21 protein-coding genes are annotated in these 25370 nt (G+C 46.7%); 12 read left to right on the top strand and 9 right to left on the bottom strand.

Annotated features, from left to right (window positions below; all coding sequences use genetic code 11):
• Window positions 1-187: 187 nt before the first annotated feature.
• From A4R26_RS34050 to A4R26_RS34025, 6 genes are all read left to right on the top strand, one after another.
• Window positions 188-3388 (top strand): ATP-dependent helicase, encoded by a 3201-nt coding sequence (locus A4R26_RS34050; RefSeq protein WP_081171618.1) that lies wholly within the window; start codon window positions 188-190, stop codon window positions 3386-3388.
• 235 nt (window positions 3389-3623) lie between these two features.
• Window positions 3624-5063, top strand: coding sequence for an Ig-like domain-containing domain (locus A4R26_RS34045; RefSeq protein ID WP_081171616.1), 1440 nt, complete (start codon window positions 3624-3626; stop codon window positions 5061-5063).
• 125 nt (window positions 5064-5188) lie between these two features.
• Window positions 5189-5806 (top strand): recombination mediator RecR, encoded by a 618-nt coding sequence (gene recR / locus A4R26_RS34040; RefSeq protein ID WP_081171665.1) that lies wholly within the window; start codon window positions 5189-5191, stop codon window positions 5804-5806.
• A 357-nt stretch (window positions 5807-6163) separates the two neighbouring features.
• On the top strand, window positions 6164-7207 hold the full coding sequence (locus A4R26_RS34035; protein ID WP_081171664.1) for a homocysteine S-methyltransferase family protein: 1044 nt from the start codon (window positions 6164-6166) through the stop codon (window positions 7205-7207).
• Window positions 7208-7275: 68 nt separating this feature from the next.
• Window positions 7276-10011 (top strand): methionine synthase, encoded by a 2736-nt coding sequence (gene metH / locus A4R26_RS34030; RefSeq protein ID WP_081171614.1) that lies wholly within the window; start codon window positions 7276-7278, stop codon window positions 10009-10011.
• Window positions 10012-10099: 88 nt separating this feature from the next.
• The gene (locus A4R26_RS34025; RefSeq protein WP_133054865.1) at window positions 10100-10912 is read left to right on the top strand and encodes a hypothetical protein; all 813 of its coding nucleotides are present in this window, start codon (window positions 10100-10102) and stop codon (window positions 10910-10912) included.
• Between the two features lie 26 nt (window positions 10913-10938).
• Here A4R26_RS34025 and A4R26_RS34020 read toward each other — a convergent pair whose 3' ends face one another.
• Window positions 10939-11688 carry an LOG family protein gene (locus A4R26_RS34020; protein WP_081171662.1) on the bottom strand — a complete coding sequence of 250 codons (750 nt, stop codon included), beginning with the start codon at window positions 11686-11688 and terminating at the stop codon, window positions 10939-10941.
• Between the two features lie 40 nt (window positions 11689-11728).
• Here A4R26_RS34020 and A4R26_RS34015 point away from each other — a divergent pair, with 40 nt between their 5' ends.
• The 4 genes from A4R26_RS34015 to A4R26_RS36180 all read left to right on the top strand — a co-directional run bounded on the left by A4R26_RS34015 (window position 11729) and on the right by A4R26_RS36180 (window position 13640).
• Complete coding sequence (locus tag A4R26_RS34015; protein ID WP_081171610.1) at window positions 11729-12493, top strand: exodeoxyribonuclease III; 765 nt, start codon at window positions 11729-11731, stop codon at window positions 12491-12493.
• A 75-nt stretch (window positions 12494-12568) separates the two neighbouring features.
• Window positions 12569-12874, top strand: coding sequence for a DUF4286 family protein (locus A4R26_RS34010; protein ID WP_081171608.1), 306 nt, complete (start codon window positions 12569-12571; stop codon window positions 12872-12874).
• A 207-nt stretch (window positions 12875-13081) separates the two neighbouring features.
• Complete coding sequence (locus tag A4R26_RS34005; RefSeq protein ID WP_165760512.1) at window positions 13082-13435, top strand: HU family DNA-binding protein; 354 nt, start codon at window positions 13082-13084, stop codon at window positions 13433-13435.
• Window positions 13436-13532: 97 nt separating this feature from the next.
• Window positions 13533-13640 (top strand): 30S ribosomal protein THX, encoded by a 108-nt coding sequence (locus A4R26_RS36180; protein ID WP_081171606.1) that lies wholly within the window; start codon window positions 13533-13535, stop codon window positions 13638-13640.
• Window positions 13641-13729: 89 nt separating this feature from the next.
• On the opposite strand, the gene pdxH is transcribed toward A4R26_RS36180, so the two are convergent.
• From pdxH to rplM, 7 genes are all read right to left on the bottom strand, one after another.
• On the bottom strand, window positions 13730-14374 hold the full coding sequence (gene pdxH, locus A4R26_RS33995; protein ID WP_081171605.1) for a pyridoxamine 5'-phosphate oxidase: 645 nt from the start codon (window positions 14372-14374) through the stop codon (window positions 13730-13732).
• A 439-nt stretch (window positions 14375-14813) separates the two neighbouring features.
• Window positions 14814-15869 carry a hypothetical protein gene (locus A4R26_RS33985; protein WP_081171601.1) on the bottom strand — a complete coding sequence of 352 codons (1056 nt, stop codon included), beginning with the start codon at window positions 15867-15869 and terminating at the stop codon, window positions 14814-14816.
• Between the two features lie 197 nt (window positions 15870-16066).
• Complete coding sequence (gene pyrH / locus A4R26_RS33980) at window positions 16067-16780, bottom strand: UMP kinase (RefSeq protein ID WP_081171599.1); 714 nt, start codon at window positions 16778-16780, stop codon at window positions 16067-16069.
• A 320-nt stretch (window positions 16781-17100) separates the two neighbouring features.
• The gene (gene tsf, locus A4R26_RS33975) at window positions 17101-17940 is read right to left on the bottom strand and encodes a translation elongation factor Ts (RefSeq protein WP_081171597.1); all 840 of its coding nucleotides are present in this window, start codon (window positions 17938-17940) and stop codon (window positions 17101-17103) included.
• Between the two features lie 254 nt (window positions 17941-18194).
• Window positions 18195-19133: a 30S ribosomal protein S2 gene (rpsB, locus tag A4R26_RS33970; protein ID WP_081171595.1), complete on the bottom strand. Its 939-nt coding sequence runs from the start codon at window positions 19131-19133 to the stop codon at window positions 18195-18197.
• A gap of 95 nt (window positions 19134-19228) precedes the next feature.
• Window positions 19229-19618, bottom strand: coding sequence for a 30S ribosomal protein S9 (gene rpsI, locus A4R26_RS33965; RefSeq protein WP_081171593.1), 390 nt, complete (start codon window positions 19616-19618; stop codon window positions 19229-19231).
• 13 nt (window positions 19619-19631) lie between these two features.
• Complete coding sequence (rplM, locus tag A4R26_RS33960; RefSeq protein WP_081171591.1) at window positions 19632-20075, bottom strand: 50S ribosomal protein L13; 444 nt, start codon at window positions 20073-20075, stop codon at window positions 19632-19634.
• Window positions 20076-20423: 348 nt separating this feature from the next.
• On the opposite strand from rplM, the gene A4R26_RS33955 reads away from it, so the two are divergent.
• Both A4R26_RS33955 and A4R26_RS33950 read left to right on the top strand, forming a co-directional pair.
• Window positions 20424-21026, top strand: a complete 603-nt coding sequence (locus A4R26_RS33955) for a hydrolase (protein WP_081171589.1) — start codon at window positions 20424-20426, stop codon at window positions 21024-21026.
• A 57-nt stretch (window positions 21027-21083) separates the two neighbouring features.
• A complete protein-coding gene (locus A4R26_RS33950; RefSeq protein ID WP_081171587.1) occupies window positions 21084-22013 on the top strand; it encodes a GyrI-like domain-containing protein in 930 nt (309 codons plus the stop codon).
• Here A4R26_RS33950 and A4R26_RS33945 read toward each other — a convergent pair.
• Window positions 22005-25250 carry a VCBS repeat-containing protein gene (locus tag A4R26_RS33945; RefSeq protein ID WP_242675096.1) on the bottom strand — a complete coding sequence of 1082 codons (3246 nt, stop codon included), beginning with the start codon at window positions 25248-25250 and terminating at the stop codon, window positions 22005-22007. The genes A4R26_RS33950 and A4R26_RS33945 overlap by 9 nt on opposite strands.
• Between the last annotated feature and the right edge of the window lie 120 nt (window positions 25251-25370).

The following is a 25370-nucleotide window of genomic DNA, read 5'->3' as shown; positions in this document are numbered from 1 at the left end:
TTTAGTGGAATGAGCGTATTTCAAACACGAAAATGCAGCAAAATCAAATATAATACGTGCCTCGCCGGTTTTTGTCTTCATTAAAAATCCTGAAAACTTTTGCACATTTGGCGGGAGTTTCTGAACATCTGCCCGTTATCATATAAGGCCCCCAACATATTTATTCACCGTTCGTTATCTTTGATATATGAGCGTGAATCGGGAGCGCCTTCACCAGAAATTCACTGAAGAATACAAGAGGCTGAATCAACAGCAAAAAATCGCTGTCGACACAATTGAAGGACCGGTTATGGTTATTGCAGGGCCGGGAACCGGTAAAACCCAGATCCTTGCCAGTCGAATTGGCAAGATTCTGCTGGAAACAGATTCGCAACCCCGCAATATTTTATGCCTTACCTATACCGATGCAGGCGTGGTGGCCATGCGCCGGCGCCTGTCGCAGTTCATTGGTCCTGACGCCTACAGGGTTAATATCTACACATTTCACGCATTTTGCAACGATATCATCCAGGAAAATCTGTCGCTTTTTGAAAGAACAGCGCTCGATCCCATTTCCGAACTGGAAAGAATAGAACTTTTCAAATACCTCATCGATACCTTTCCCAAAAATCACCCGCTCAAACGCTACCGGGGCGATGTGTACTACGAAATTCACAACCTGCAGTCGCTGTTCAGTACCATGAAGCGCGAAGGCTGGTCACCGGCATTTATCAGCGAACGGATCGATGCATACCTGGCCGAACTGCCCACCCGCGAAGACTTTGTTTACAAAAGAGCGTACAAAGGCTTTAAGGCCGGAGATGTGAAGAAGGATAAGCTCGACGAAGAAAAAGAGAAAATGGAAAAGCTGCGGGCCGCAGTAAACGAATTCGATCGTTTTCAGGAGCTCATGCGCACCCGCAACCGGTACGATTTCGACGATATGATCAACTGGGTGATCAAAGCATTTGAAGAGAACCCGGCATTGCTGAACCGTTACCAGGAACAGTTCCTGTACGTTTTGGTTGATGAATTTCAGGATACCAGCGGTACGCAGAATCAGTTGGTAAAACTGCTGATCAACTTCTGGGAATCGCCCAACATCTTCGTGGTGGGCGACGACGATCAGAGTATCTATCGCTTTCAGGGCGCCAACGTAGAGAACATGTTGCAGTTCGCCCGGTCTTACCGCGAAACCCTGATGGTTGTTTTAACCAACAACTACCGTTCGGCCCAACCCATTCTCGATGTTTCCATGACGCTCATCAATAACAACCAGGAGCGGCTGGTAAATCAAATAGAGGGGCTCAGCAAAAATCTAAAATCATCGCACCCGCGGTTCTTTGCACTGGAACCGGCAGACGCCATTCCCGTTATAAGAGAATACGAAACGCAGCGGCAGGAAATGATCAACATTACCCTGCAGGTGCAGGAGCTGCTGGCGCAGGGTGTTATGCCGGGAAGAATAAGCGTTATTTACCGCGAGAACAAATATGGCGAAGAACTTACCCAGTACTTTAAACTGCTGGGCATACCGGTTTACAGCAAACGTCATTTGAACTTATTGCAGGAACCATTCGCCAAAAAAATAATCCTGCTCATCAAATACATCGCAGCCGAACATGATATTCCTTACGGCGGCGATGAAATGTTGTTCGAGATCCTGCATTTCGACTGGTTCAATATTCCGCCCGTTGAAATTGCCAAACTGAGCATAGAAGTGGCCGACAGGTCATTTGGCAATAACAGAACGTCGTTACGCCGCCTGTTGTACGATAAAGCCAATACGCCGCCGGCCGATCTGTTCAGCAAGGGCCTGCACCCCGGCCTGCAGCAGGCTACCAGGGCATTGGAAAAGCTCATTGCTGCGGTGCCAAATGTGACCCTGCAGGTACTGGTTGAAAATATCATCCGCCGCACCGGTTTGCTGAACAACATTATGCAAAGCCCCGAAAAAGCGTGGATGATGCAGGTGCTTACCGGTTTATTCGATTTTATAAAAGAAGAAACACACCGCAATCCTTTACTGCAGCTCACCGACCTGGTTGAGATCTTCGAACTGATGGAAAAAGAAGGATTGCCACTACCGCTTGTTCAGGTAAGCGGTAATGATAAAGGGGTTAACCTGCTTACCGCTCACGGCTCAAAAGGCCTCGAGTTTGAATATGTATTCATTGCCGGCTGTAACGCTTCTTTCTGGGAAAAGAAACGCAAACCCGGCGGCGGTTACAAGATCCCGGAAAATGTGTTTCTCAATCAGGCTTTGGCAACTGGCCCCTCCCCCACCGGGGGAGGCAGGGAGGGTGCCGGGACCGAGCTCGAAGAGCTGCGCCGTTTGTTTTACGTAGCGCTTACCCGCGCCGAACATTACCTCTATATTTCCTATTGCCGCTATAAGAACGATGGAAAGGAACTGGAACCATCTATGTTCCTGGCCGAAATACAGGAACAACACCAGCTGCCTGTTGAAAAAGTGTTTACCAGTGAAGAAGTGATCACCGAATTTCAGCTGGTACAGTTCCGGGAAACAGAGGCGCCCGAGATCGGCCGCATTGAAGAAGAATTTATTACGGTCCTGCTCGATCGCTTTGTGATGAACGTAACCGCACTGAACAATTATTTAAAGTGCCCGCTGGAGTTTTACTTCAAGAACCTCCTGCGTATTCCCTCGCCCAAGAACGAGGCTACCGAGTTTGGTTCGGCCATACATCATGCCCTGCAACGCCTGTTTGAAAAAATGCAGGAACACAACAACAAATTTCCCGGCAAGGCTGAGTTCATCGATGATTTCACCTGGTACATGCACCGCCACCGCGAGAACTTCACCCGCGAACAGTTCGACCGCCGCCTCGAGTATGGACATGAAGTACTGGCCAACTATTACGATAAATACATTTATAGCTGGAACCGCATTGTTGCAGTAGAAAGGAATATCCGTAATGTCGTTGTGAATGGTGTTCAGCTCAAGGGAAAACTCGATAAACTGGAATTTGACGGCAAACAGGTGAACATCGTTGACTATAAAACCGGCGATCCTGATAAGGCAAGGGCCAAACTACAGCCCCCGAACGAAAAAGAACCCAATGGCGGCGATTACTGGCGCCAGGCCGTTTTTTACAAGATCCTGATCGATAATTACGAAAGCAAGGACTGGCAGGTGATCAGCACCGAGTTCGACTTTATTGAGCCCGATAAAAAGAAAATATACCGTAAAGAAAAGGTCGTTATCAGCCCGGCCGATATCACCACCGTTTCACAGCAGATCGTAACGGTATGGGAAAAGATCCAGAACCGCGAATTTTACATTGGCTGCGGCAGCGAAGACTGCCACTGGTGCAATTTTGTAAAAACCAATAAAATGGCGGTGGCCTTACACGATCTGGCCGAAGAGGAAGAGAATCAGGGATAGCCGGTTAGCCGGGGCCGGGCGCCAGGTACCGGTTAGATATGCGTTACAGGTTACAAGGTACAGGTTACAGGGCCATGAAACCGGACTGCCAAACTATTACATACCTCGCGCATCTGCACATCTGCCACCCAATTATTGCAAAGCCTGAACTTAAAACCCCGGTAACCGGCAACCCCGTAACATTTAACTCTTTGGAGACGACATTTGCCAATAAACAACTTAAGTTTGCGGCCTTATGAAGTATGCTTCTATTTTAAAGATAGTTTCGCCGTTCCTGTTGATCCTCGCGCTGCTTCCGACAACCCTGGTGCAAACTGGTTGCGCCAATATTGTTCCGCCTATGGGCGGCCCCCGCGACTCCCTGCCTCCCCGGCTGGTGAAAGTAAATCCCCGCGATTCGGCCACCAACTTTACCGGCAAAAAGGTTGTTTTTGAGTTCGATGAATTCGTTCAGATAGACAATATCCAGGAAAACCTGCTGGTTTCCCCAACGCCCAAAATAAACCCGCTGGTCGACTCAAAACTGCGCACCGTAACGGTAACGATCAAAGACACGCTGCAACCGAACACTACTTATTCCATCGACTTTGGAAATGCAATAAAAGACGTGAACGAAGGCAACGTTTTAAAAAATTTTACCTACCGGTTCACCACCGGTACCGCGCTCGATTCCCTGGCAATTACCGGCCGGGTCATCATCGCCGAATCGGGTAAAATCGATTCTACCCTCATCGTTATGCTGCACTCGAGCACCGATGATTCTGCCATCATAAAAGAAAAACCCCGCTATGTTGCGCGGGTCGACAATAATGGCAATTACCGTTTCAACAACCTGCCTTCCGGTTCCTTCGCCCTTTTTGCGTTGAAAGATGAAGGCGGTCAACGCCGGTACCTCAGCGGCAGCCAGCTTTTTGCTTTTGCCGATGAACGGGTAACACCTGCCGTTTCACCCCAGCCCATCACTTTGTACGCCTACACCGACGAAAAAGAAGAAAAAGCCAAACAAACGCTGCCGCAGCCGGGCAAACAGGGAAACAACAAAAAGAGCGATAAACAGGATAACAGGCTTCGTTTCGAAACCAACCTCGGCAACAGTGAATTAGACCTCCTAAGCCAGCTCGAGCTCAGGTTTCCCGCACCGCTCAGCATCTTCGACAGCAGCAAGGTGGTGCTCGCAAATGAAAAGAACGAACCGCTTTCGAATTACCGGTTCATCAAAGACACAAGCAATAAAATAGTAACCATTTCCTATAACTGGGTTCCCAATACCCCTTACACCCTGATCCTCGATTCGGCGTTTGCAGAAGACACTTCGGGTAAAAGAATTTTAAAAACCGATACCCTCAAATTCCGCACTAAGAATGAAAACGAGTACGGCCTGCTCAGGCTGCGGCTCATCAACCTCGATTTCAGCAGAAATCCCGTGCTGCAGTTCGTTTCGGGCGATGCGGTGAAATTCTCATACCCCATGACCGGTAAGGAATTTTATGCAAAACTGTTCCCCCCCGGCGAATACGATCTGCGCATTTTATACGACGATAACAAAAATGGCGTGTGGGACCCCGGTTCCTTCTTTGAGAACCGGCATCAGCCCGAAAAAGTGCAACCGATAAGTCGTAAAATAACCGTAAAAGCCAAGTGGGATAACATTATCGATATCACTTTAGAGAAATGAGAAATAAGGAATTAGAAATTAAAAATTAAAAAGTGTGAGCGGCCGCCAGTTTGTCGGCCGCTCGCCGTATAGGAATAACCACAAACCATAAACCCAAACCACAAACCGTTTGGTATCTTTACAGCATGGAATTTTCTTCTTCTTTGTTGGAAAACGCGGTGAGTGAATTTGCCAAACTACCCGGTATTGGAAAGAAAACGGCTTTGCGGCTGGTACTGCACTTATTAAAGCAAGACCCCGGTAACGTGGAAACATTTGGCGACGCGGTGCTTAAAATGCGCCGGGAGATAAAATTTTGCGAACGTTGTTACAACGTGGCAGATCATTCCACGTGCACCATTTGCGCCAATCCCATGCGTAAACAGGATATCATTTGCGTGGTGGAGAACATCCGCGATGTTATTGCTATAGAAAGCACCCAGCAATTCAGCGGTGTGTATCATGTATTGGGCGGCATCATTTCACCGCTCGATGGCATTGGTCCCGACCAGCTTACCATAGAACCACTGCTGCAACGCATTCCCCGCGAAAAAACGGAAGAGCTCATTTTTGCGCTGAACCCCAACATCCAGGGCGATACCACCATTTACTACATACAGAAAAAGCTGCAGGGAAACCCGGTTAAGATCACCACTATTGCCCGCGGCATTGCCTTCGGCGGCGAACTGGAATACGCCGATGAAATGACGCTTGCCCGCAGCATCACCAACAGGCTGCCGGTTGAAAAGTATGTGCAGCATTAAGCAACAGCCTTTTATAGCACCCGTTCAGCCTCTACCGGCGTCCTTAAATATCAGTAGTTTGATATTAACATAACAAGCTGTAAATTTGCACCCGCACAGGCAGATTTGTTTATTGTTCGGCCTGTGCATCCTGAGCAGGAACCGGCATCTGGCTCCTTATAACCATCAAAACAGATGCTTATAACTGAACTAATAAACGACAAGAAACTCTCGCCACAATAGTTTCCTACGTTTACCGGTTCGGATCAATGAATGAACGGTAGCATGTTGCTATCTGTGTCATTGTTGACAAAACGTCAACCCCGTCCGGCAATGCTCATCAACAAAAACCGCTATGCTAAACAAAAGGAGGGCAGCATGAAATCAATACAACAATGCCTTCAGGAGCGAATCCTGATCATTGACGGCGCAATGGGCACCATGATCCAGCGCCATAAGCTGGAAGAAGCCGACTATCGTGGAGAACGTTTGAAAGACTGGCCCAGCGACCTAAAGGGTAACAACGACCTGCTGGTGCTTACTCAACCCAACATCATCAAGGGCATTCACAAGCTATATCTCGAAGCCGGCGCCGATATCATTGAAACCAACACGTTCAATGCACAGGTTATTTCGCTGGCCGATTACCATATGGAGTCGCTGGCTTACGAACTGAACTTTGAAGCCGCAAAGATTGCCAAAGAGGCTGTTAAAGAATTTTTCTCCTCCTCACCCACTGGGGGAGGCCGGGAGGGGGCCGGCGGCCGCGAATGTGCTTTCGTTGCCGGCGCCATTGGCCCCCTTAACAAAACGCTCTCATTATCGCCCGATGTAAACAACCCCGGTTTCAGGGCGCTTACATTCGATGAGGCCATGAGCGCTTATTACGAGCAGGTGAAAGGCCTCGTAGATGGCGGGGTTGACCTGTTGCTGATCGAAACCATCTTCGATACCCTCAACGCCAAAGCCGCCATTTACGCCATCAAAAAATACTTTGCCGATGAAGGCAAACCCGAACTGCCTATCATGATCAGCGGTACCATCACCGATGCTTCGGGCCGTACGCTGAGCGGGCAAACACTGGAAGCCTTCTATACTTCGGTTATGCACGCCAAACCGCTATCCATTGGCCTCAACTGCGCGTTGGGCGCCTCTGAAATGCGGCCGCATATTGAAGAGTTAAGCCAGATAGCATCCTGCTATACCTCGGCTTATCCCAATGCCGGTTTACCCAATGCCATGGGCGAATACGATGAACAACCCGAACAAACCGCTCATTTCCTTGAAGATTGGGCCAGTGAAGGTTTTGTGAACATCGTGGGCGGCTGCTGCGGTACAACGCCCGATCATATTAAACATATTGCCGAACATGTTCGCCGGTTCAAACCAAGACCTTTACCGGTTTTGGAAAAGGCGTTATAAATACCGGTGCAGGAACCATCTTCTGCCCGGGACCACCTGGGTTTAAAATTCCAAAATGTAAATGAGGTATGTCAGCTAATACTACGATAAAACCATACTTGCGACTTTCAGGCCTCGAGCCGCTGGTCATTCGCCCTGAAACCAATTTCGTGAACGTAGGGGAGCGAACCAATGTAACCGGTTCGAAAAAATTCGCCCGGCTTATCAGGGAGAACAAGTATGAAGAAGCGCTCAGCGTTGCCCGGCAGCAGGTAGAAAGCGGCGCACAGGTACTCGATGTAAATATGGACGACGCCCTGCTCGACGGCGTAAAGGCCATGACCACCTTTTTGAACCTGTTGCAAAGCGAACCCGATATTGCCAAGATCCCCATCATGATCGACAGCTCCAAGTTCGAGATCATTGAAGCGGGTTTGAAATGCGTTCAGGGCAAGTGTATCGTGAACTCTATTTCCATGAAAGAGGGAGTGGAAAAATTCATTCGCGAGGCAAACATCTGTAAGCTGTACGGCGCATCTGTTGTAGTAATGGCATTTGATGAAAAGGGCCAGGCCGATACCCTCCAGCGCCGGGTCGATATTTGTACAACGGCCTATAAGATCCTTACCGAACAGGTTGGTTACGATCCACAGGATATCATTTTCGACCCCAACATATTTGCTGTAGCAACCGGTATTGAAGAGCATAACAACTATGCCATCGATTTCATAGAAGCTACCCGCATCATAAAACAACGAATGCCCCTGGCCAAAATAAGCGGCGGGGTTAGTAATATTTCATTCTCCTTCCGCGGTAATGAGCCTGTACGTGAGGCCATGCACGCGGTATTCCTGTACCACGCCATTAAAGCGGGTATGGATATGGGTATCGTAAACGCCGGCCAGCTTGTAGTTTATGATGAAATAGAACCGCAACTGCGCGAACTGTGCGAAGACGTTATCCAGAACCGCCGCGAAGACGCCACCGACCGGCTGATCGCCTTTGCCGAAACGGTAAAAGCAAAAGATAAATCGGAAGTTAAGAACGAAGCATGGCGCAGCAATACCGTTGAAGAGCGGTTGAAACATGCCCTTATAAACGGTATTACAGACTATATTGACCAGGATACCGAAGAAGCCCGGCTGAAATATCCCAAGCCGCTCGATGTGATAGAAGGGCCTTTAATGAACGGCATGAACGTGGTGGGCGACCTGTTCGGCAGCGGTAAAATGTTTCTGCCACAGGTGGTAAAAAGCGCGCGGGTAATGAAAAAATCGGTAGCCATTCTTACCCCTTATATCGAAGAAGAAAAAGAAAGACTGCGTAATTCGGGCCAGGCTGCGGCCGCATCAGGCGCCGCCAGGATCCTGCTCGCCACCGTCAAGGGCGATGTGCATGATATAGGAAAGAACATCGTAGGTGTGGTACTAGGCTGTAATGGTTATGATATCATTGACCTCGGTGTAATGGTGCCGGCCGACAAGATCCTCGAAACAGCGCAAAAAGAAAACGTAGATATCATTGGCTTAAGCGGTCTTATCACCCCTTCGCTCGATGAAATGGTGCATGTGGCCCATGAAATGAAACGGCGCAATATGAACCAGCCGCTGCTGATAGGCGGCGCCACCACTTCACGCATGCACACCGCGGTTAAAATTGCCCCTCAATACGGCAATGGGGTTGTGCATGTACTCGACGCATCGCGGAGTGTAACCGTTGCCGGTTCATTATTAAGTAAAGAACAAAAGCCCGATTTTCTTGCCAACATTGGTAAAGAATACCAAAAGCTGCGCGATGATTTCGGCAACAAGAAAACCGCCAAACAATATCTTCCTTTCGCAGAAGCGCAGCAAAACCGCGTAGCCATCGACTGGAACAACTATACGCCGGTTAAACCGCAATTCACCGGAACAAAAATTCTCGACAACTACGACCTCAACGAGCTGGTCGACTACATCGACTGGGGCCCGTTCTTTATTGCCTGGGAATTGCATGGCAAGTTCCCCGCCATCTTACAGGATGAAAAAGTAGGAAAAGAAGCCACGAAACTGTTTCACGATGCCAACGACCTGCTGAAAAAGATCATTAGCGAAAAATGGTTGACGGCCCGCGGTGTTATCGGTTTCTGGAAGGCGGGCAGCAACGGAAAAGACTCTGTTTTCTTATACGATGATAACGGAAAAGTATCTGCACAACTGGAAAGCCTGCGCCAGCAGAATAAAAAAGCGGCCGGCCAACCGAATTTTTCATTAGCTGACTTTATTAAACCTTCCTCCCCCACCGGTGGAGGCCAGGAGGGGGCCGGCGGCAATGATTACATGGGTGCATTTTCCGTCACTATCCATGGAATTGAGCCACACATAAAAAAATTTATAGAAAACCACGACGATTACAACAAAATCATGTTACAGGTGTTAGCAGATAGGCTTGCCGAAGCTTTTGCAGAACTGTTGCATGAAAGGGTGCGGAAAGATTTCTGGGGCTATGCAAAAGATGAACATTATTCGAATGAAGAGTTAATTAAAGAATCATATTCAGGCATCAGACCGGCACCTGGTTATCCGGCTTGTCCTGATCATACTGAAAAATACAAACTATTCCATCTGCTGGGTGGAGAGCAGGCAACCGGTATTACGTTAACGGAATCACTGGCCATGTACCCTGCTTCATCAATTTGCGGCTGGTATTTTGCCCACCCGCAAAGCCAGTACTTTGGATTAGGAAAAATTCAGAAAGATCAGGTTATTGATTATGCCGCCCGTAAAAACATGCCGATTGAAGAGATAGAAAGGTGGCTGCGCCCTGTTCTTGAGTATGATGTTTAAAGTTTGTAGCGCGTATTTCACAATATTAAAAACATCATGATCGTTTGGGCATCGTTCCCTTGGTTAACGGCATTAATCCAGTAGCAAAATGAGAAATTCCCGTAGAAATGCTATTACGGCAATAGCATTTTTGTGTATGCTTGCGCCTGATTTCGCAGCAGCACAGTCCAAACCTTCTAACCGTAAAGGAGAATTCTATTTCTCCTGGGGGTACAACAAGGAATGGTACACAAAAAGTGATCTTCACATCAACCAGCCCGAACTTGGTAACAAGTATACCTTTGAAAACGTTCGGGCCCATGACAACCCCGGCTGGGATAAAGGAATCTTCGACCGGGCCATGACGATCCCCCAGTACAACTACCGCATCGGTTATTTTTTCAGAGATGACCTGGCAATCGAGATCAACTTCGATCACACCAAGTACATCATCGACCGGCAGGAAGTTAGATACAAGGGCACCATGGACAACAAACCAGTTGACGCCACCACTGAGTGGAACGACAACAACGGTTTCTATTACTTCCTTAACAATGGCGCCAATTTCTTACTGTTCAACATTGTAAAACGCTGGGACCTCTATCAGAGCCCTGGTAACAAATTCCAACTCGACATGTTGGGTAAAGCCGGTGTAGGCCCAGTTATTCCGCATGTTGAGAACAGTTTGTTCGGACAAAAGAACAACCCCGATTTTCAGATCGGCGGCTGGAACATAGGTGTAGAAAACGCTTTAAGGGCCACCTTCTACAAATATGTTTACCTCGAGTTCGCACACAAAGTTGACTATGCCCGGTATGCTCACCTGAATATTTACAAGGGTAAAGCCCGCCAGGCATTTGGTACCTACGAGCTAATCTTAAACCTCGGTGTTACCCTGCCAACACGTAAGAAAGCGCAATAACGTTCCTTTCCCACGATTCGCTTGCCTCATCTTTTTTCAAACAGCCAACGACGTCTTTTACGCGGCTTAACCTGGTAATTCCGGTTAATATAGGTTTGAATATGCTCCATTGCCTCATCGATGCTGTCGGTAAGCAGAACCAGTTTCATGTCTTCCCGGCTGATGGTGCCCTGCTGTGCCATAAACTCAGCATAGTTCCATAGGTTGCTGTAGTAATCTTTACCAAACAACACGATGGGGAATTGTGTAATGGTTTTGGTTTGAACAAGGGTGAGGGTTTCGAAGAACTCGTCCATAGTGCCGAAACCGCCCGGCATAATGATGAACGCATAAGAGTATTTAACCAGCAATACCTTGCGAACGAAGAAGTGTTCGAAGGTGATCGACTTGGTAACGAACCTGTTCACATGTTGCTCAAAGGGCAACGTGATGTTACAACCAACCGACACGCCGCCATTTTCAAAAGCGCCGCGGTTGGCCGCTTCCATAATACCGGGGCCGCCGCCCGTCATGGTTACGAAACCCGTATCGGCAATACGTTTGCCGAATATGCGGGCGCTTTCATAATAAGGGTGGTCTTCTTTGAACCGGGCGGAACCAAACACGGTAATACAGGGACCCATAAAATGCAGGGCCCTGAAACCCTTGATGAATTGTTTGAACACCCGCCAGGCAAAGGCCAGTTCATACGTACGGCTTTTGGGCCCATCCAGATAAACCTGTTCTTTTTGTGGTATTATCGGCTCAATCTTTTTCTTGGCTGAAGCTGCTTCCATATCAATAGTGTAAATTGCCAGCCAATTTAAACAAAAAATCATGCGCATTATTAGCTATAATGTTAATGGCATAAGAGCAGCCATGACAAAGGGTTTTTGCGAATGGTTAAAGACCGACCCCGCAGATATCATTTGCCTGCAGGAAACAAAAGCCACCAAAGACAATGTAAACCGCCAACTGGTAACCGAATGCGGCTATGAGGACTATTGGTTCTCCGCTTCGAAAAAAGGGTACAGCGGCGTAGCCGTTTTTACCAAAATAAAACCCGATAACGTAGAATACGGGAACAAACATGCGGTAAGCGATGATGAAGGCAGGATCATACAGCTCGACTTCGGAGATATCCGCCTCATTAACGCATATTTCCCATCGGGAACAACCGGCGATGTACGGCAAACGGTGAAATATAGCTGGCTTAATGATTTTTATTCTTACCTCGAAACATTGAAACAGCAATATCCCAAACTCATTCTGTGCGGCGATTACAATATTGCGCATACCGAACTGGATATTCACGATCCCAAAGGAAATAAGAACACTTCAGGTTTTTTACCCGATGAAAGGGCGTGGATGGATAAATTATTCAGCAGCGGCTGGATAGACACTTTTCGTGTTTTTCATCCCGAACCTAACCGGTATAGCTGGTGGAGCCAGCGTTTTCCTACAGTAAGGCTGCAAAATAAAGGATGGCGGCTCGATTATATCAATGCAACAGAACCGTTACGCAGCCGTTTGAAGAGCGCAGAAATTTATCCCGATGTAAAACACAGCGATCACTGCCCCGTATACCTGGAACTTAATTAGTGATCAATTGTAATTTTTACACCTTATTCTACGTTTGATACAACATTTTCTAATGCAAACTGTTTCTCATTCGCCATGATCGTTTATAACATTACGGTAAAGGTTCATCCTGCAATAGATGAAGCGTGGTTATTGTGGCAACAGCAGGAACATATACCCGAGATAATGGCTTGCGGACAATTTTCCCAATGGAAAATGTTCAGGCTGCTCGATCAGGATGATTCGGAGGGAATGACCTTTGTAATACAATATTTCGCGCCTTCACTGGAGAATTATGTGCGTTTCACTGAGGAATTCGAACCTGTATTACGAAAGAAAGCATTTGATAAATGGGGCGATCGCTTTATTGCGTTCCGCACGGTAATGGAAGTTGTGAAATGATTGTGGAAAATAATATTTTAATAGGCCTCCCTGCTAAATTTATTGTATATTCCACGAAACCCTTTACAGGCCAGCATTTCAGCCGGCATCGCATGAAACACAGGACTGTACAGCATTTCAGCGTGTAACATCAATTCACAAAACACATTACAAAACATTTCAATTTGCTAAAAACCTTGCCCCAAGCGGTTTTCAGCACTTTATCAAATGTTAATTTTTCGATCAAAAAATTTTGTTTCAAGTAAAAAGCGGCTAAATTTGTTGCTGCATAAATTCTTAAAAAATCACACTATGAACAAAGCTGAATTAATTGCAAAACTTGCCGATGATTCAGGCATTACTAAGACACAGGCTAATGCTGCTCTTGACTCTTTCATCGAAGCAGTTACCAAAACATTAAAAGGTGGAGGTAAAGTTACCCTGGTTGGTTTTGGTACATTCTCTGTATCAAAAAGAGCAGCTCGCAATGGTCGTAATCCGCAAACCGGTGCTGTGATTAAGATTAAAGCTAAAAAAGTTGCCCGTTTCAAAGCAGGTAAAGAATTACAGGCTAAATTATAATTACTGCCTTAAGCACGAAAGCTCCGTTACTGCATGCGAAGTATCGGAGCTTTTTTTATTTTTGCGTTACTTTATAATCACTTAATAAACTTATAACATGGGTAGAGGAGATAAAAAAACGAAAAAAGGTAAAACCTTTAAAGGTTCATTCGGAAAAAGCCGTCCTGCCAGAACAAAAAAGGCAGCTGCAGCTAAAAAGAAGTAAGAAATTAGTTTACGCGTTAACAGGTTAACCAGTTGATAAGTTAGTTTATCACCTCGTTAACCTGTTAATATTTTAGTCAGTTAAACGGCCTACGGTGCCAACCGCTCAATCAACCACGTATTATCACTCTGTAATGTATACTGGATCCGGTCGTGCAAACGGCTGGGGCGCCCCTGCCAGAACTCAATACTGATGGGCTTTACCCGGTATCCCCCCCAGTGACCGGGTCTTTTTAATGGCTTACCGGCGAAATCTTTTGCCAGTGTTTTCTCCCGCTCCTCGAGCCATTCCCGGCTTTCGATCACCTGGCTTTGCGGTGATGCCCACGCCCCGATACGGCTTCCCTCGGGCCGGCTGTTGAAATAAATATCGCTTTCTTCTGCGCTTACTTTTTCAACCAGTCCGGTTATGCGTACCTGCCGTTCCAGTTCTTTCCAGAAAAACACCAGGCATGCTCTTGGGTTTTCTGCCATTTGCAGGCCTTTGAAGCTGTCGTAATTGGTAAAAAACACAAATCCATGCTCATCATAACCTTTTAATAATACAATACGGGCAGCCGGCACCCCATCGGCCGATGCGGTAGCCAGCGTCATGGCATTCACCTCATCGATCTCACTATGAATGGCTTCCTGCCACCATTTATCGAATTGACGAATGGCATTGGCGTCTACATCTTTTTCAAGCAGTGACCTTAACATGTAATCTTTGCGAATAGCTGCGATAGTTGATGGCATGAACTACGATTTTAAAGTACAAAGGTAATGGCATGCACAATTAACACTCCTGATTTTGATCATAAGCATTAACCTGTTAATTTAACACGGCAATGTGTGCCACGTTACCCGGCGGCGTTGAAAGCAAACGTGGTACCACTGCTGATTACACGAACACTGTTTCTATGCATAGTATGAAAAAATCAGCTGCTGTCGCTCCCTAACTATAGCTACATTGATATCGGCGGCGCCCATGGCAACCATGGAATGGGCGATGTGTTCCTGTATATCTCCTATAAAGAACTGGAGAGCTGCATGAAACCCGCGTTCAAAAATTCCTTGGAATAACCCCGGCCAATTAACTGATCGAACTAACAATCCTAAAAAAAATGACCCACTTATAAGTGGGTTTTTCATTCTTCCATTATCTCATTATCGAATTATCACATTATCACATTAACTACTCCGGCGGTTGCCCATCTCCCTTACCACCTTTCCCCTGCACACGGGCCAGCATCACTTCAATTTCGCTCATGCGGCGCAGCTGGTTTTCCAGCTTTTTGTTATGTTCAGAGATCTGCTGCAGATCGCGGTTCAGTTCTTCTAGGAAGGTAATTTTTTTCTGTAACTGCTGCCTTTGGAAATTCGATTCGCGCAGCTTTTCTTCAGTATCGGCCAGCAGGCGCGACAGGCGCTGGTTCTCCTCCAGCAGGTCGAGGTGTTTTTGTTTGTATTCGTCGAATTCCCTTATAAGTTTGAAATGGTTCTGCTGTAATTCCTCAAACTCGAACTGGCGGCTGGGCGGGTTGGAAAGGGTTTCGACCTTCAACAATTTTTCGCGTAGCGCATTGAACTCCTCATAAGCCTTTTGCATCCGCTCTTCCATTTCTTCCGAAAGCAGTTGTTGTTGTTCCAGTTCAACAATACGCGCGTCCCTGCCTGCCAGTACGGAAAGCATTTCATTGAGGCGGGCATTCAGCTCTTCATTCGCCTTCAACGTATCGATGTGTTTGAATTCGGTTTGTTTCAACAGCTCTATCTGGTCGAGCAGCAGGGAGATCTGCTGGTTTTGTTGGGCCAGGCCTTCCTGTGTTCTTTGCAGGCGGATAAGATATTCTTCAGATTGTTCTTCCTGTGAAGCAAGGGAAACCGGCTTTTCAACAAGCTGAGGCGGTTCATGGCGGCGCTTCAATTCCTTGTGCAGCTCTTCCACCTCTATGGTAAGCAGCTCTTCGTTATCGCGCACCTCATCGAGCTCGCGGCGCAGCTGCATCTGCACTTTTTCCTGCAGCTCCATTTCCTCGTAATATTTCAGCCGCCATTCGTCGGCATCATTAAAAGCGGTATCAGCAATGACAGGCAGTTCCCGTTCGGGTAATTTTATTGACATTGTTCTGCGGCTCACGAGAAAGAAGTGAATAAAGAAGCCCAGGGCTACACCGCCCAGCAGGAAAACAACAATTTCAAGAATCCCAACATACATCTGGTACCCCAGAATAACCAATACATAGTTCATAACGGCTTCGGAATTAGAGTATACACCGCATCACAGGTATGATCAATCTCTGCGCTATTTTTTCATGGGATCTTTGAAAAGAGGATAATGAAAAAACCACCGGTACGGTGGTTTTTCGTATAGGAAATTTAATACAGTATTGCGATAAATGCAAAAAAGCGAACGATAAAATTAAACCCCTGTTTATCAGTCACTTACTAGCCTTTTACGAGGGTACCAACTTTTTCTCCGCTCACTACGCGGCGCAGGTTGCCCGGCTTGTTCATGTCAAATACGATGATCGGCAGTTTGTTCTCCATACAAAGGGTGAACGCCGTCATATCCATTACCCGCAGGTTTTTTGAAATACATTCCTGAAAAGTGATGGATTCGTATTTTTTGGCGGTAGGATCTTTTTCCGGATCGGCGGTATAGATACCATCTACGCGGGTGCCTTTCAGAATTACATCGGCCTGTATTTCGATGGCGCGTAACGAACCGGCCGTATCGGTTGTGAAATAGGGGTTACCGGTACCGGCCCCAAAGATCACCACCCTGCCTTTTTCAACGTGGCGGATAGCGCGGCGGCGGATGTATGGTTCAGCTATCTGTTCCATTTTTATGGCGCTTTGCAAACGCGTAAAAACACCTATTTTTTCCAACATGGCCTGCATTGCCATTCCATTGATCACCGTGGCCAGCATGCCCATATAATCGCCGTGAGCGCGCTCGATACCAGTTTCTGCTTCGTTCATTCCCCGGTAAATATTGCCGCCCCCGATCACAATGGCCACCTGAACACCCAGGTCGGCCACTTCTTTAATGTCATGTGCATATTGGGCCAGGATGGCAGGATCCATTCCAAAACTTTTATCGCCCATCAATGATTCGCCGGAGAGTTTTACTAAAATGCGCTTGTACTTTGGTAGCATGTATGACTGACCTTTTGATTTTTTGTGAATGCCCGCCCAAATGAACCAGCTCAGACGGGGTCAATGGTGACTTTTTAACTGTAAATGATCAATGACTGCCATTCATTTAGGTACGCCAATACGCGCGAACTTACAATTGCGGCAGCAACAACAAACCATAAACAATAAACCACAAACCTTTTAAGGCTGTGCAAAGAAAGGATTTTTTATTAATGTTTTTCACCTTTTGTGAAATGCTTTACAAACCCCTTTCAAAAAAAAGAGGGAAACTACCAAAAGCAGTTTCCCTCTTCATTTATTTCGAAAGTAATTCGCTGATATTAACCTAAAGCCACACGTTTGAATTCGGTAACGGTTACGCCACCATCAACACTCTTCAGGTAATCGCCAACGGTTTTTGAATTGTCTTTTACGAAAGCCTGGTTCAACAGGGTGCTTTCTTTAAAGAACGCGTTCAGTTTACCTTCTGCGATCTTATTGATCATTTCTTCGGGTTTACCGGCCATTTTAGGATCGGTTTTGATCTGCTCGGTAACGATGGCGCGCTCGCGCTCAACAGTAGCGGCAGGAACAGAGCTGGCGTCAACAGCAACCGGGTTCATGGCGGCAATTTGCATTGCTACGTCTTTACCGGCTTCTGCGGCAGCTTTATTCATACCAACCAGTACGCCAATACGGTTTGCACCGTGAATGTATGATGCCACGAAATCAGCATCAACACGCTCGAACTTGGTGATACCTATCTTTTCACCGATGCTGGCCAGTTTATCGTTAACCAGGTCGGCAACTTTAGCGCCATTGATAGAAACTCCGTTCAGTTCATCGAGGCTTTTTACGTTGTTTGCAATAGCGGCATCGATGATGCTTTGTGCAAAGGCAACGAAATCGGCGTTCTTACCAACGAAGTCGGTTTCACAGCTTACGCAAAGTGTGATGCCCGTTTTATTATCGGCTGTAGTTTTAGCCAGTACCACACCTTCTTTTGCCTCGCGATCGCCACGCAGTGCAGCAACCTTGGCGCCTTTTTTACGAAGCCAGTCGATAGCGGCTTCGAAATCGCCATTGGTTTCGGTCAATGCTTTACGGCAATCCATCATGCCCGCGCCGGTCATCTGACGCAGCTTATTAATATCAGCGGCAGTAATAGCAACACCTGACATAGTAATTTGATTATTTATATTATGAAAATTTGAAAATGCGTCACAAATAACCCGATTCTGTTCAAATCATGTATCTGTGAAGCATTTTCATTTTATTAATTCTGTTCAGAAGCGTTATAACAGCACAAGTGTGCGACGCAAGTGAAGCTCAATAGTTGTTCTTAAGCCGGGTCCATAAAAGTGCTGCACATTCAACCTGCTCAAAAGCAGTGAGCGGGCAGGAACTTCGAAAACCTGGAACTAAGAACTATGAACTAACGTCTGCCACCGCCGGGTCCACGGTTACCGCCAGGACGGTTACCACCACCTCTGTTCTGGCCGCCACCGCGATGACCACCGCCACCACCGTGACCACGACCGCCGCCGCCACCATGGCCGCCGCCGCCTTTGTTACCACCACGGCCACGACCAGCTTCAGCTTCGGCTTCAGCCAGCAGGCGTTGTGCTTTCTTTTCTTTTTCGTCATCTGCCTGATCGTCGGTTTCTTCGTCTTTAGCAGCCTGTCTTTCAGCAAGACCTTCAGCTATAGCGGCAGTAACGTACTGAGTAATGATTGCGATAGATTTAGTAGCGTCGTCGTTTGCAGGAATTGCAAAGTCAACCTTATTAGGATCGCAGTTGGTATCAACCATACCAAAAGTGGTGATGCCCAGTCTTTTGGCTTCAGCCAGTGCGATGTGCTCGTGGCCGATGTCGATGATGAACAAAGCGGCAGGTACACGGCCCAGCTGGCTGATACCACCCAGTACTTTATCCATTTTATCGCGGTCGCGGCCCAGCGTTAATTTCTCTTTTTTAGTAAGAACGTCTGCAGTGCTTTCGCTCAGCATTTTGTCAATGCTCTGCATTTTCTTAACGCTTTTACGAACGGTGTTGAAGTTGGTTAACATACCACCCAGCCAACGCTCGGTAACGAAAGGCATGTTCACTTTGCGGGCGCACTCGGTAACAATTTCTTTAGCTTGTTTCTTGGTGCCAACGAACATGATCTTTTTACCGCTGCGGGCGATCTGCTTTAAGGCAGCAGCCGCTTCTGTCAGGTGCTCGGTAGTTTTATTGAGGTCGATAATGTGAATACCTTTCTTTTCAGCAAAAATGTATGGTAACATTTTTGGGTTCCACTTCTTACGCAGGTGACCGAAGTGAACACCGGCATCCAGGAGCTGCTGTTGCAATGAAGTGTTATTTTCCATTTAACTAAGTTGAAAATGTGTGTTTGAAAAATTTGATAATGACCACAAGCGCTTCCAAAACGCGCTCCGCCACAGAGCGGAGGCGCTGGTATGGATTAACGTTTGCTGAACTGGTAGCTGCGACGAGCTTTTTTGTGACCGAATTTCTTACGTTCAACAGATCTCGGATCGCGCTTCAGCACACCAACTGCTTTTAAAGCAGGACGGTATTCAGCACTGATTTCGAGCAGCGCACGGCCGATGCCCAGTTTCGCGGCTTCAGCCTGACCTTTCATACCACCACCGGCAGCATTGATCTTTACATCAAATTTATCAAGAGACTGAGTAGCTTTTAAAGGCAATTCAACCTGGTTCTGCAAATAAACCAGAGAAAAATATTCTTTGTAGTCTTTATCGTTTACAGTGATCTTACCGGTTCCACGTGTTAACCAGATACGGGTCACAGCTTCTTTACGACGACCTACGGCATTTTTTTGCTTTTCCATGTATGATTTACAATTAGAAAGTTAATGATTGAGGTTTCTGTGCAGCATGCTCGTGTTGGTCGCCGGCATACACAAATAATTTCTTGTACATTTTGCGGCCAAGGCGATTCTTTGGCAACATACCTTTTACAGCTCTTTCTACCACTACTTCGGGACGACGACGCAGCAGTTCGCGGGCTGTTTCAGATTTTTGACCACCGGGATAACCTGAGAACGTCAGGTATTCTTTTTCCTCGGTTTTGTTGCCGGTGAATTTTACTTTTTCGGCATTGATAACGATAATGTAGTCTCCGCAATCGACATGTGGCGTATAGTAGGGCTTGTTCTTACCACGAAGAATAGCCGCTATTTTCGCGCACATGCGTCCCACGGTTTGATTGGTACCGTCTACAACATACCAGTTGCGTTTTACGGTAGCCGCATTCGCATGTTGGGTAGTGAAATGTAGTTTGCTCATTTTTAAAAAACTTTTAGCTGAAAACCTTTTTTATAAGCCTCAGCCGGTTAAGAAATTAAACAGCAGCGCCATCCCGCCTGCCGTTTCCGCCTTAGTTGGGTAACTAAAAACGGGTCGCAAAGATAGGTTGTTCATTTTGGCACAGCAAACATTTACACTACTAATTTTTTATCGCATCTTTATATTTGATTGATTTTCAATAAATATTTTGACGTATTATTTTTCTTCCTGCCTTAAAAGCCCGCTTGGCAAGGGTTTCGGAGGTCCTATGACTGGTAACTTCAGGCAGTTTTTGCGTTCAAATCGTATCTTACGAACTATCACCATTAAAAAATTTCCCAATTAACCATGTCCATTCACCACCTCGGTCGCAGCACATTTGGCGACGTTAGCAATACCGGAAACCTGATGCCCATCGAAGAAGCCCATCAACTACTCACCGACTGGGTACCCAATGACCGCCTGCGCCTTCATATGAAACAGGTGGCCGCCGTTATGAAAGCATGGGCCATCGAAAAAGAAAACGCCGATGACCTTACCGCCCGCAAATGGGAACTTGCCGGCCTGCTGCACGATGCCGACTGGGAAAAACATCCCAATGAACATTGCCGTATTATCATAGAAGAGCTCGAACGCCGTCATATCGACCCTGAAGTGATCCATTGCATTGCCTCGCATGGCCCGCGCTATTTTGGGGTTGAACCTAAGAATACAATGGATAAAATGATCTATGCCTTTGACGAATTATCGGGTTTTATTCACGCCGCCGCCCTTATTCGCCCCAACCGCTATGAAGGCATGGATGTGAAAAGCGTACTGAAAAAATTAAAAACCCCTTCCTTTGCAGCCCAGGTAAACCGCGATGATGTAACCGATGCTATCGCCCGCATCGATACTTCCCTCGAAGAAATCATTCAGTTCATTATCGATCATCAGAAAGACGTACAATAACCCTTGCCATAATCCAATATTCACTATTTTGCAAATACACACCGATCTATTTGCACTATGAAAAAATGGTTTCTGGTAACGGTGATAGTTATTGCTGCAGCGGTTGCCGGCATTTATATTTTCATTCCCGCCAGGTTGAACATTGTTCAAATAACACCGGTTACGGGTACCGTTCCCGGCGCCTACAGGGTGTTAACCAATGATCAAAAATGGCAGGTGTGGTGGCCGGGAACGAGGGCACATAATAACTCCTTTCTATTTAAGAACACGTCATTTACGGTCACAAAAAAGCTGCGGAATACACTTGAGATCGAAATCGACCTAAACGGTCAACCACTTCATAGCACTTTGCATATTTTCCCGGAAGCGGGCGATACCATCAACCTCAACTGGTTGTGCAGTTTTACCACGGGCATCAACCCAATTACACGTATTCAACGGTACCGGCAGGCACTGGCTTTAAAGAACAATATGGATTCCGTGCTCAGGCATTTTAAAGCCTTTGCCGAAAAAAAAGAAAACATTTACGATATTACTTTTCGGGAAACCATCTTCAGGGATTCATTTCTTCTAAGCTCCAAAACCTACCAGGCCCAATATCCCGGTGTGTCTGCAATTTATTCGCAGCTAAACACCCTAAAGCAATACAGCGCTGCCCACAAGGCCCGGCAAACCGGTAACCCGTTCATGAACATTACGCCGTTGAGCCCTTCCGGTTATCAATTGATGACGGCCATTCCGCTCGACAGGCAAATACCCGCAAATGCACAATTCTTCAACCAGCGTATACCCATGAACCGCTTTCTTGTTACAAGGGTGCAGGGAGGTAACGCTGCCGTGGACCATGCCATGCATCAGTTTCAATTATACATCCAGGATTATCAGCGAACGGTAATGGCGCTTCCTTTTCAACAGCTAGTTACCGACAGAAGTGCAGAACCGGATACTACGCGGTGGATCACAGACATTTATTACCCTTTATTTTGAGAACTGTACTACCATAACGCTGTCGTTATTGCGGGCGAGTATATACGCATTCCTGTTGCCTATATTAATTTGTTGAATTCGCCGCACCTGGCCTTCTGCCTTTATTCCATTGGTTTGTTCAACATCAAAGCGGCCCCGGCCCCTGTTCAATAAAATAGTACCCCAATCGGCATCATAGCGCCCCATTTCAACATTGTTATCGTAAAAATTTCCACCCAGCAACAGATCGGGCAAACTGTCATTATTCGCATTTACAACCATAGCATCGCGATAGCCCGTTAACTGCGCCTGCCAGGGCAATGGCTGTACCTCAAACTGCATGTGGCCATCGTTTATGAGAATGGCATTGTAAAAATAATTGGCCACAAACGCGTCATCCGGATCTACTTTGGCAGAAGCAAACAATTGATTCAGCCGCGCTTTGGCAAAGTCCCCCGCATACAAAAAATCCTTTTTCAACACCGGCATTTTCTTTTCCAGCTCGGCTTTATTGGCAAACGGAATTTCCCTGCCCTGCACATAGTACGTTACTACCTGTTCCTTTTTACCATTCTCGTCAAAATCATTATAATATAAACGCACCGGTTCCTTATCCGATGCTTTCAACCGGCTGTTCGCTCCAAGATTACCCGCTATGAGGTCAATATCGCCGTCATTGTCGACATCACAGGGCGTTACAAAATTCCACCAACCTTTTTTATCAGTAAGCGCCTTGCGGGTAAACCGGCCGTTGTTGTTGATCCACGCATCGATACCGCCCCACTCAAATGAACATACGAGGTCATTATCGCCGTCTTTATCTAGGTCGGTCCAAACCGCTCTTGTAACAAAACCGGCATTACTTAGCTCTTTTGCATGGGCAGCGGTAACATCTTTGAACTTACCGGTACCGTCATTTTGTAACAGGTACGACTTGGGGATTTCTCCATACGCCCAGGGCCTGGCCCTGCCGCCTACAAACAGATCAACATAACCGTCTTTGTTAAAATCAGCCGGCACAATGCACGACACTGTTTCATATATACCCGTGAACGCATTGGGCAAACGTGCAAACAGCCCTTTCCCATTATTCAGGTAAACCCGCGGCAGCAGATGCTCATCATGACCATAAAACTCATTGCCCCCGCTGGCGACTATAAGATCATTGAACCCGTCTTTATTTACATCGGCTATACAGGCGTCCACATCTTCAAACGTACTATCGGCCCCCAATGCAGGCTGGCTGGTTCTGTAAAATGTTCCGCCTGCTTTTTGTAAAAACAACCCGCTATGCTGCCATTTGGAAGAACCGATAAATACATCCTGTAACCCGTCGTTATTCATATCGCCTACTGCCAGGGCAGGCCCTTCGGTTGAAAGCATATGCGGCATCAACGGTTCACGGTCAAACTCGGGGAAGTGATTCTCTATATGCAGGTATTGTAACCGCACACTGTCTGTAATATTGGTGAGGTGTAAAGTGGAATTCTTTGTATAAGAAGTTATTTTATGATAATCAAAGGCCGGCAGTCCTTTTTGCCAGGTCATCTTTATTTGGGAAGAACCGGCCGGAATGTTTATTGGCTGCCAGGTATTATCGGGCCATACCAAAAAAGCGGAATCTATCTTTGTTTTATTCAACCCAATGTGCAGGGGTATTTCCATCGCCGACATAAACCCATGCACCCCTTGCTTTTCATACAGTTTTATGCGGCCATTTGCAAACAACACCGCTTTGGCGCCGATGCCATTGATATTGTTCGGTGGCCCTTTGAGCGTGAGATCGATGTAGGGTTTGTCGTGTTTGTCGTTGCTTTTATTTTCATACACCAGCGCCGGTTCATTGATATTGTTCACCACTACGTCAAGATCGCCATCGTTGTCAAGATCGGCATACACGGCGCCATTTGAGTAAGTTGACTTATTGTCGCCCACCTGTTTTTCTATATCGGCAAAAGCAAGATCACCGTTGTTCTTAAAGAATTTATTGGGAATTTTTATTTGCGGGAATTTGTCGATGAGGGCCATGTCCTTTTCGTTTATTTTATCGGCCCGCAGCTTGTTCTGTATCTCTTCGTTTGAAATGTAGTTGATGTAATCGATGTCGTTCATGCGTTTGGGAATGCCATTCGACACGAACAGGTCTTTCAATCCGTCATTATCAAAATCCATCCATAAGGCGGCCCACGACCAGTCGGTAGCATACACGCCGCTGTATAAACCAACTTCGCTGAAGGAGCCGTTGCGGCCGTTCAGTTGCAGGTTATTCCGCGTGTACTGGTAACTATAACCGTTCTTTAGTTTCAGGTTATAAATATCCCACGCGTCTTCACCCAGCGATCTTTTCAATATATACGGGTCGGCGGGAAGCATATCCATGGTAATGATCTCCGGGAAGCCGTCGTTATTTACATCGGCAATATCAACTCCCATGGTATACTGGCTGGTGTGCATCACGCAACGGCTAAGATCATCCCTGAATGTGCCGTTGCGCTGGTTCAGGTACAGATAATCGTTTTCATGGAAATCGTTACCAATGTAGATATCAGGATAACCATCAAGGTCTATATCACTTACCGCTATGCCCAGCCCGTACCCAATGGCCGAACTGTTTATCTGAGCATCTTTTGTAACATCGGTAAACCGTGGCGAAGCCGCATCTGTGCCCTCATTTCTGAACAACCTGTCTCCCGATAACGGATGGTAGGTTCCCATGAATTCATTGCGCGGTTGAAAGGTACCGTTTTCGTGAACCGAATGATTCAGCAGGTACATATCAAGATCGCCATCCAGGTCGTAATCGAGGAACGCCGCCTGGGTACTGAGGCCCGAAAAACCGAGGCCCAACTCTTTTGCCCTGTCTGTATAATGTGGTAAACCGTTCTTATCGATTCCCGTACAGATCAAAAACTGGTTATGGCCTTTCAACCGTCCGTAATTGCCAACCCGGCATACGTAAATATCCTGCAGCCCGTCATTATTGATATCAACGATAGAAACACCGGTGCTCCACCCATGGTCGTTGGGCAAACCGGCGGCGGCAGACACATCTTTAAAATGCAATTTGCCTTCGTTCAAATACAGTTTATTCCCGGCCTGACTGGAAGCGAAAAAAAGATCTGTCAATCCATCATTATTGAAATCAGCAGCACCCACACCCGCGCCGTTGTAAAAGTACATGTAGTGAAAAATATTGAACGAATCGGTAGGCGTTAAGGTATTGGCAAATTGTAACCCGGTACTGGAGCTGTCCAACACTTCAAACAACGGGGCTTGTTTTTCCTCATTGTTGCATGCAAAATTTATATGTAAGGCCAGCATCATCAAACATAAGCCCGCCCATTGCCTGCTTAAGATCATCATCTGCTATTCGTCTGT

The sequence above is a fragment of the Niastella populi genome (assembly GCF_002078015.1).
Taxonomy (GTDB): domain Bacteria; phylum Bacteroidota; class Bacteroidia; order Chitinophagales; family Chitinophagaceae; genus Niastella; species Niastella populi.
Note: the sequence above shows the minus strand (reverse complement) of the source record. Positions and strands in the feature narration are given on the sequence as shown.

What these genes read in the sequence shown, in the direction of transcription:
- A4R26_RS34050 (WP_081171618.1), top strand. Translation starts at nt 188, where the DNA reads ATGAGCGTGAATCGGGAGCGCCTTCACCAGAAATTCACTGAAGAATAC.
- A4R26_RS34045 (WP_081171616.1), top strand. Translation starts at nt 3,624, where the DNA reads ATGAAGTATGCTTCTATTTTAAAGATAGTTTCGCCGTTCCTGTTGATC.
- recR (WP_081171665.1), top strand. Translation starts at nt 5,189, where the DNA reads ATGGAATTTTCTTCTTCTTTGTTGGAAAACGCGGTGAGTGAATTTGCC.
- A4R26_RS34035 (WP_081171664.1), top strand. Translation starts at nt 6,164, where the DNA reads ATGAAATCAATACAACAATGCCTTCAGGAGCGAATCCTGATCATTGAC.
- metH (WP_081171614.1), top strand. Translation starts at nt 7,276, where the DNA reads ATGTCAGCTAATACTACGATAAAACCATACTTGCGACTTTCAGGCCTC.
- A4R26_RS34025 (WP_133054865.1), top strand. Translation starts at nt 10,100, where the DNA reads ATGAGAAATTCCCGTAGAAATGCTATTACGGCAATAGCATTTTTGTGT.
- A4R26_RS34020 (WP_081171662.1), bottom strand. Translation starts at nt 11,688, where the DNA reads ATGGAAGCAGCTTCAGCCAAGAAAAAGATTGAGCCGATAATACCACAA.
- A4R26_RS34015 (WP_081171610.1), top strand. Translation starts at nt 11,729, where the DNA reads ATGCGCATTATTAGCTATAATGTTAATGGCATAAGAGCAGCCATGACA.
- A4R26_RS34010 (WP_081171608.1), top strand. Translation starts at nt 12,569, where the DNA reads ATGATCGTTTATAACATTACGGTAAAGGTTCATCCTGCAATAGATGAA.
- A4R26_RS34005 (WP_165760512.1), top strand. Translation starts at nt 13,082, where the DNA reads ATGTTAATTTTTCGATCAAAAAATTTTGTTTCAAGTAAAAAGCGGCTA.
- A4R26_RS36180 (WP_081171606.1), top strand. Translation starts at nt 13,533, where the DNA reads ATGGGTAGAGGAGATAAAAAAACGAAAAAAGGTAAAACCTTTAAAGGT.
- pdxH (WP_081171605.1), bottom strand. Translation starts at nt 14,374, where the DNA reads ATGCCATCAACTATCGCAGCTATTCGCAAAGATTACATGTTAAGGTCA.
- A4R26_RS33985 (WP_081171601.1), bottom strand. Translation starts at nt 15,869, where the DNA reads ATGAACTATGTATTGGTTATTCTGGGGTACCAGATGTATGTTGGGATT.
- pyrH (WP_081171599.1), bottom strand. Translation starts at nt 16,780, where the DNA reads ATGCTACCAAAGTACAAGCGCATTTTAGTAAAACTCTCCGGCGAATCA.
- tsf (WP_081171597.1), bottom strand. Translation starts at nt 17,940, where the DNA reads ATGTCAGGTGTTGCTATTACTGCCGCTGATATTAATAAGCTGCGTCAG.
- rpsB (WP_081171595.1), bottom strand. Translation starts at nt 19,133, where the DNA reads ATGGAAAATAACACTTCATTGCAACAGCAGCTCCTGGATGCCGGTGTT.
- rpsI (WP_081171593.1), bottom strand. Translation starts at nt 19,618, where the DNA reads ATGGAAAAGCAAAAAAATGCCGTAGGTCGTCGTAAAGAAGCTGTGACC.
- rplM (WP_081171591.1), bottom strand. Translation starts at nt 20,075, where the DNA reads ATGAGCAAACTACATTTCACTACCCAACATGCGAATGCGGCTACCGTA.
- A4R26_RS33955 (WP_081171589.1), top strand. Translation starts at nt 20,424, where the DNA reads ATGTCCATTCACCACCTCGGTCGCAGCACATTTGGCGACGTTAGCAAT.
- A4R26_RS33950 (WP_081171587.1), top strand. Translation starts at nt 21,084, where the DNA reads ATGAAAAAATGGTTTCTGGTAACGGTGATAGTTATTGCTGCAGCGGTT.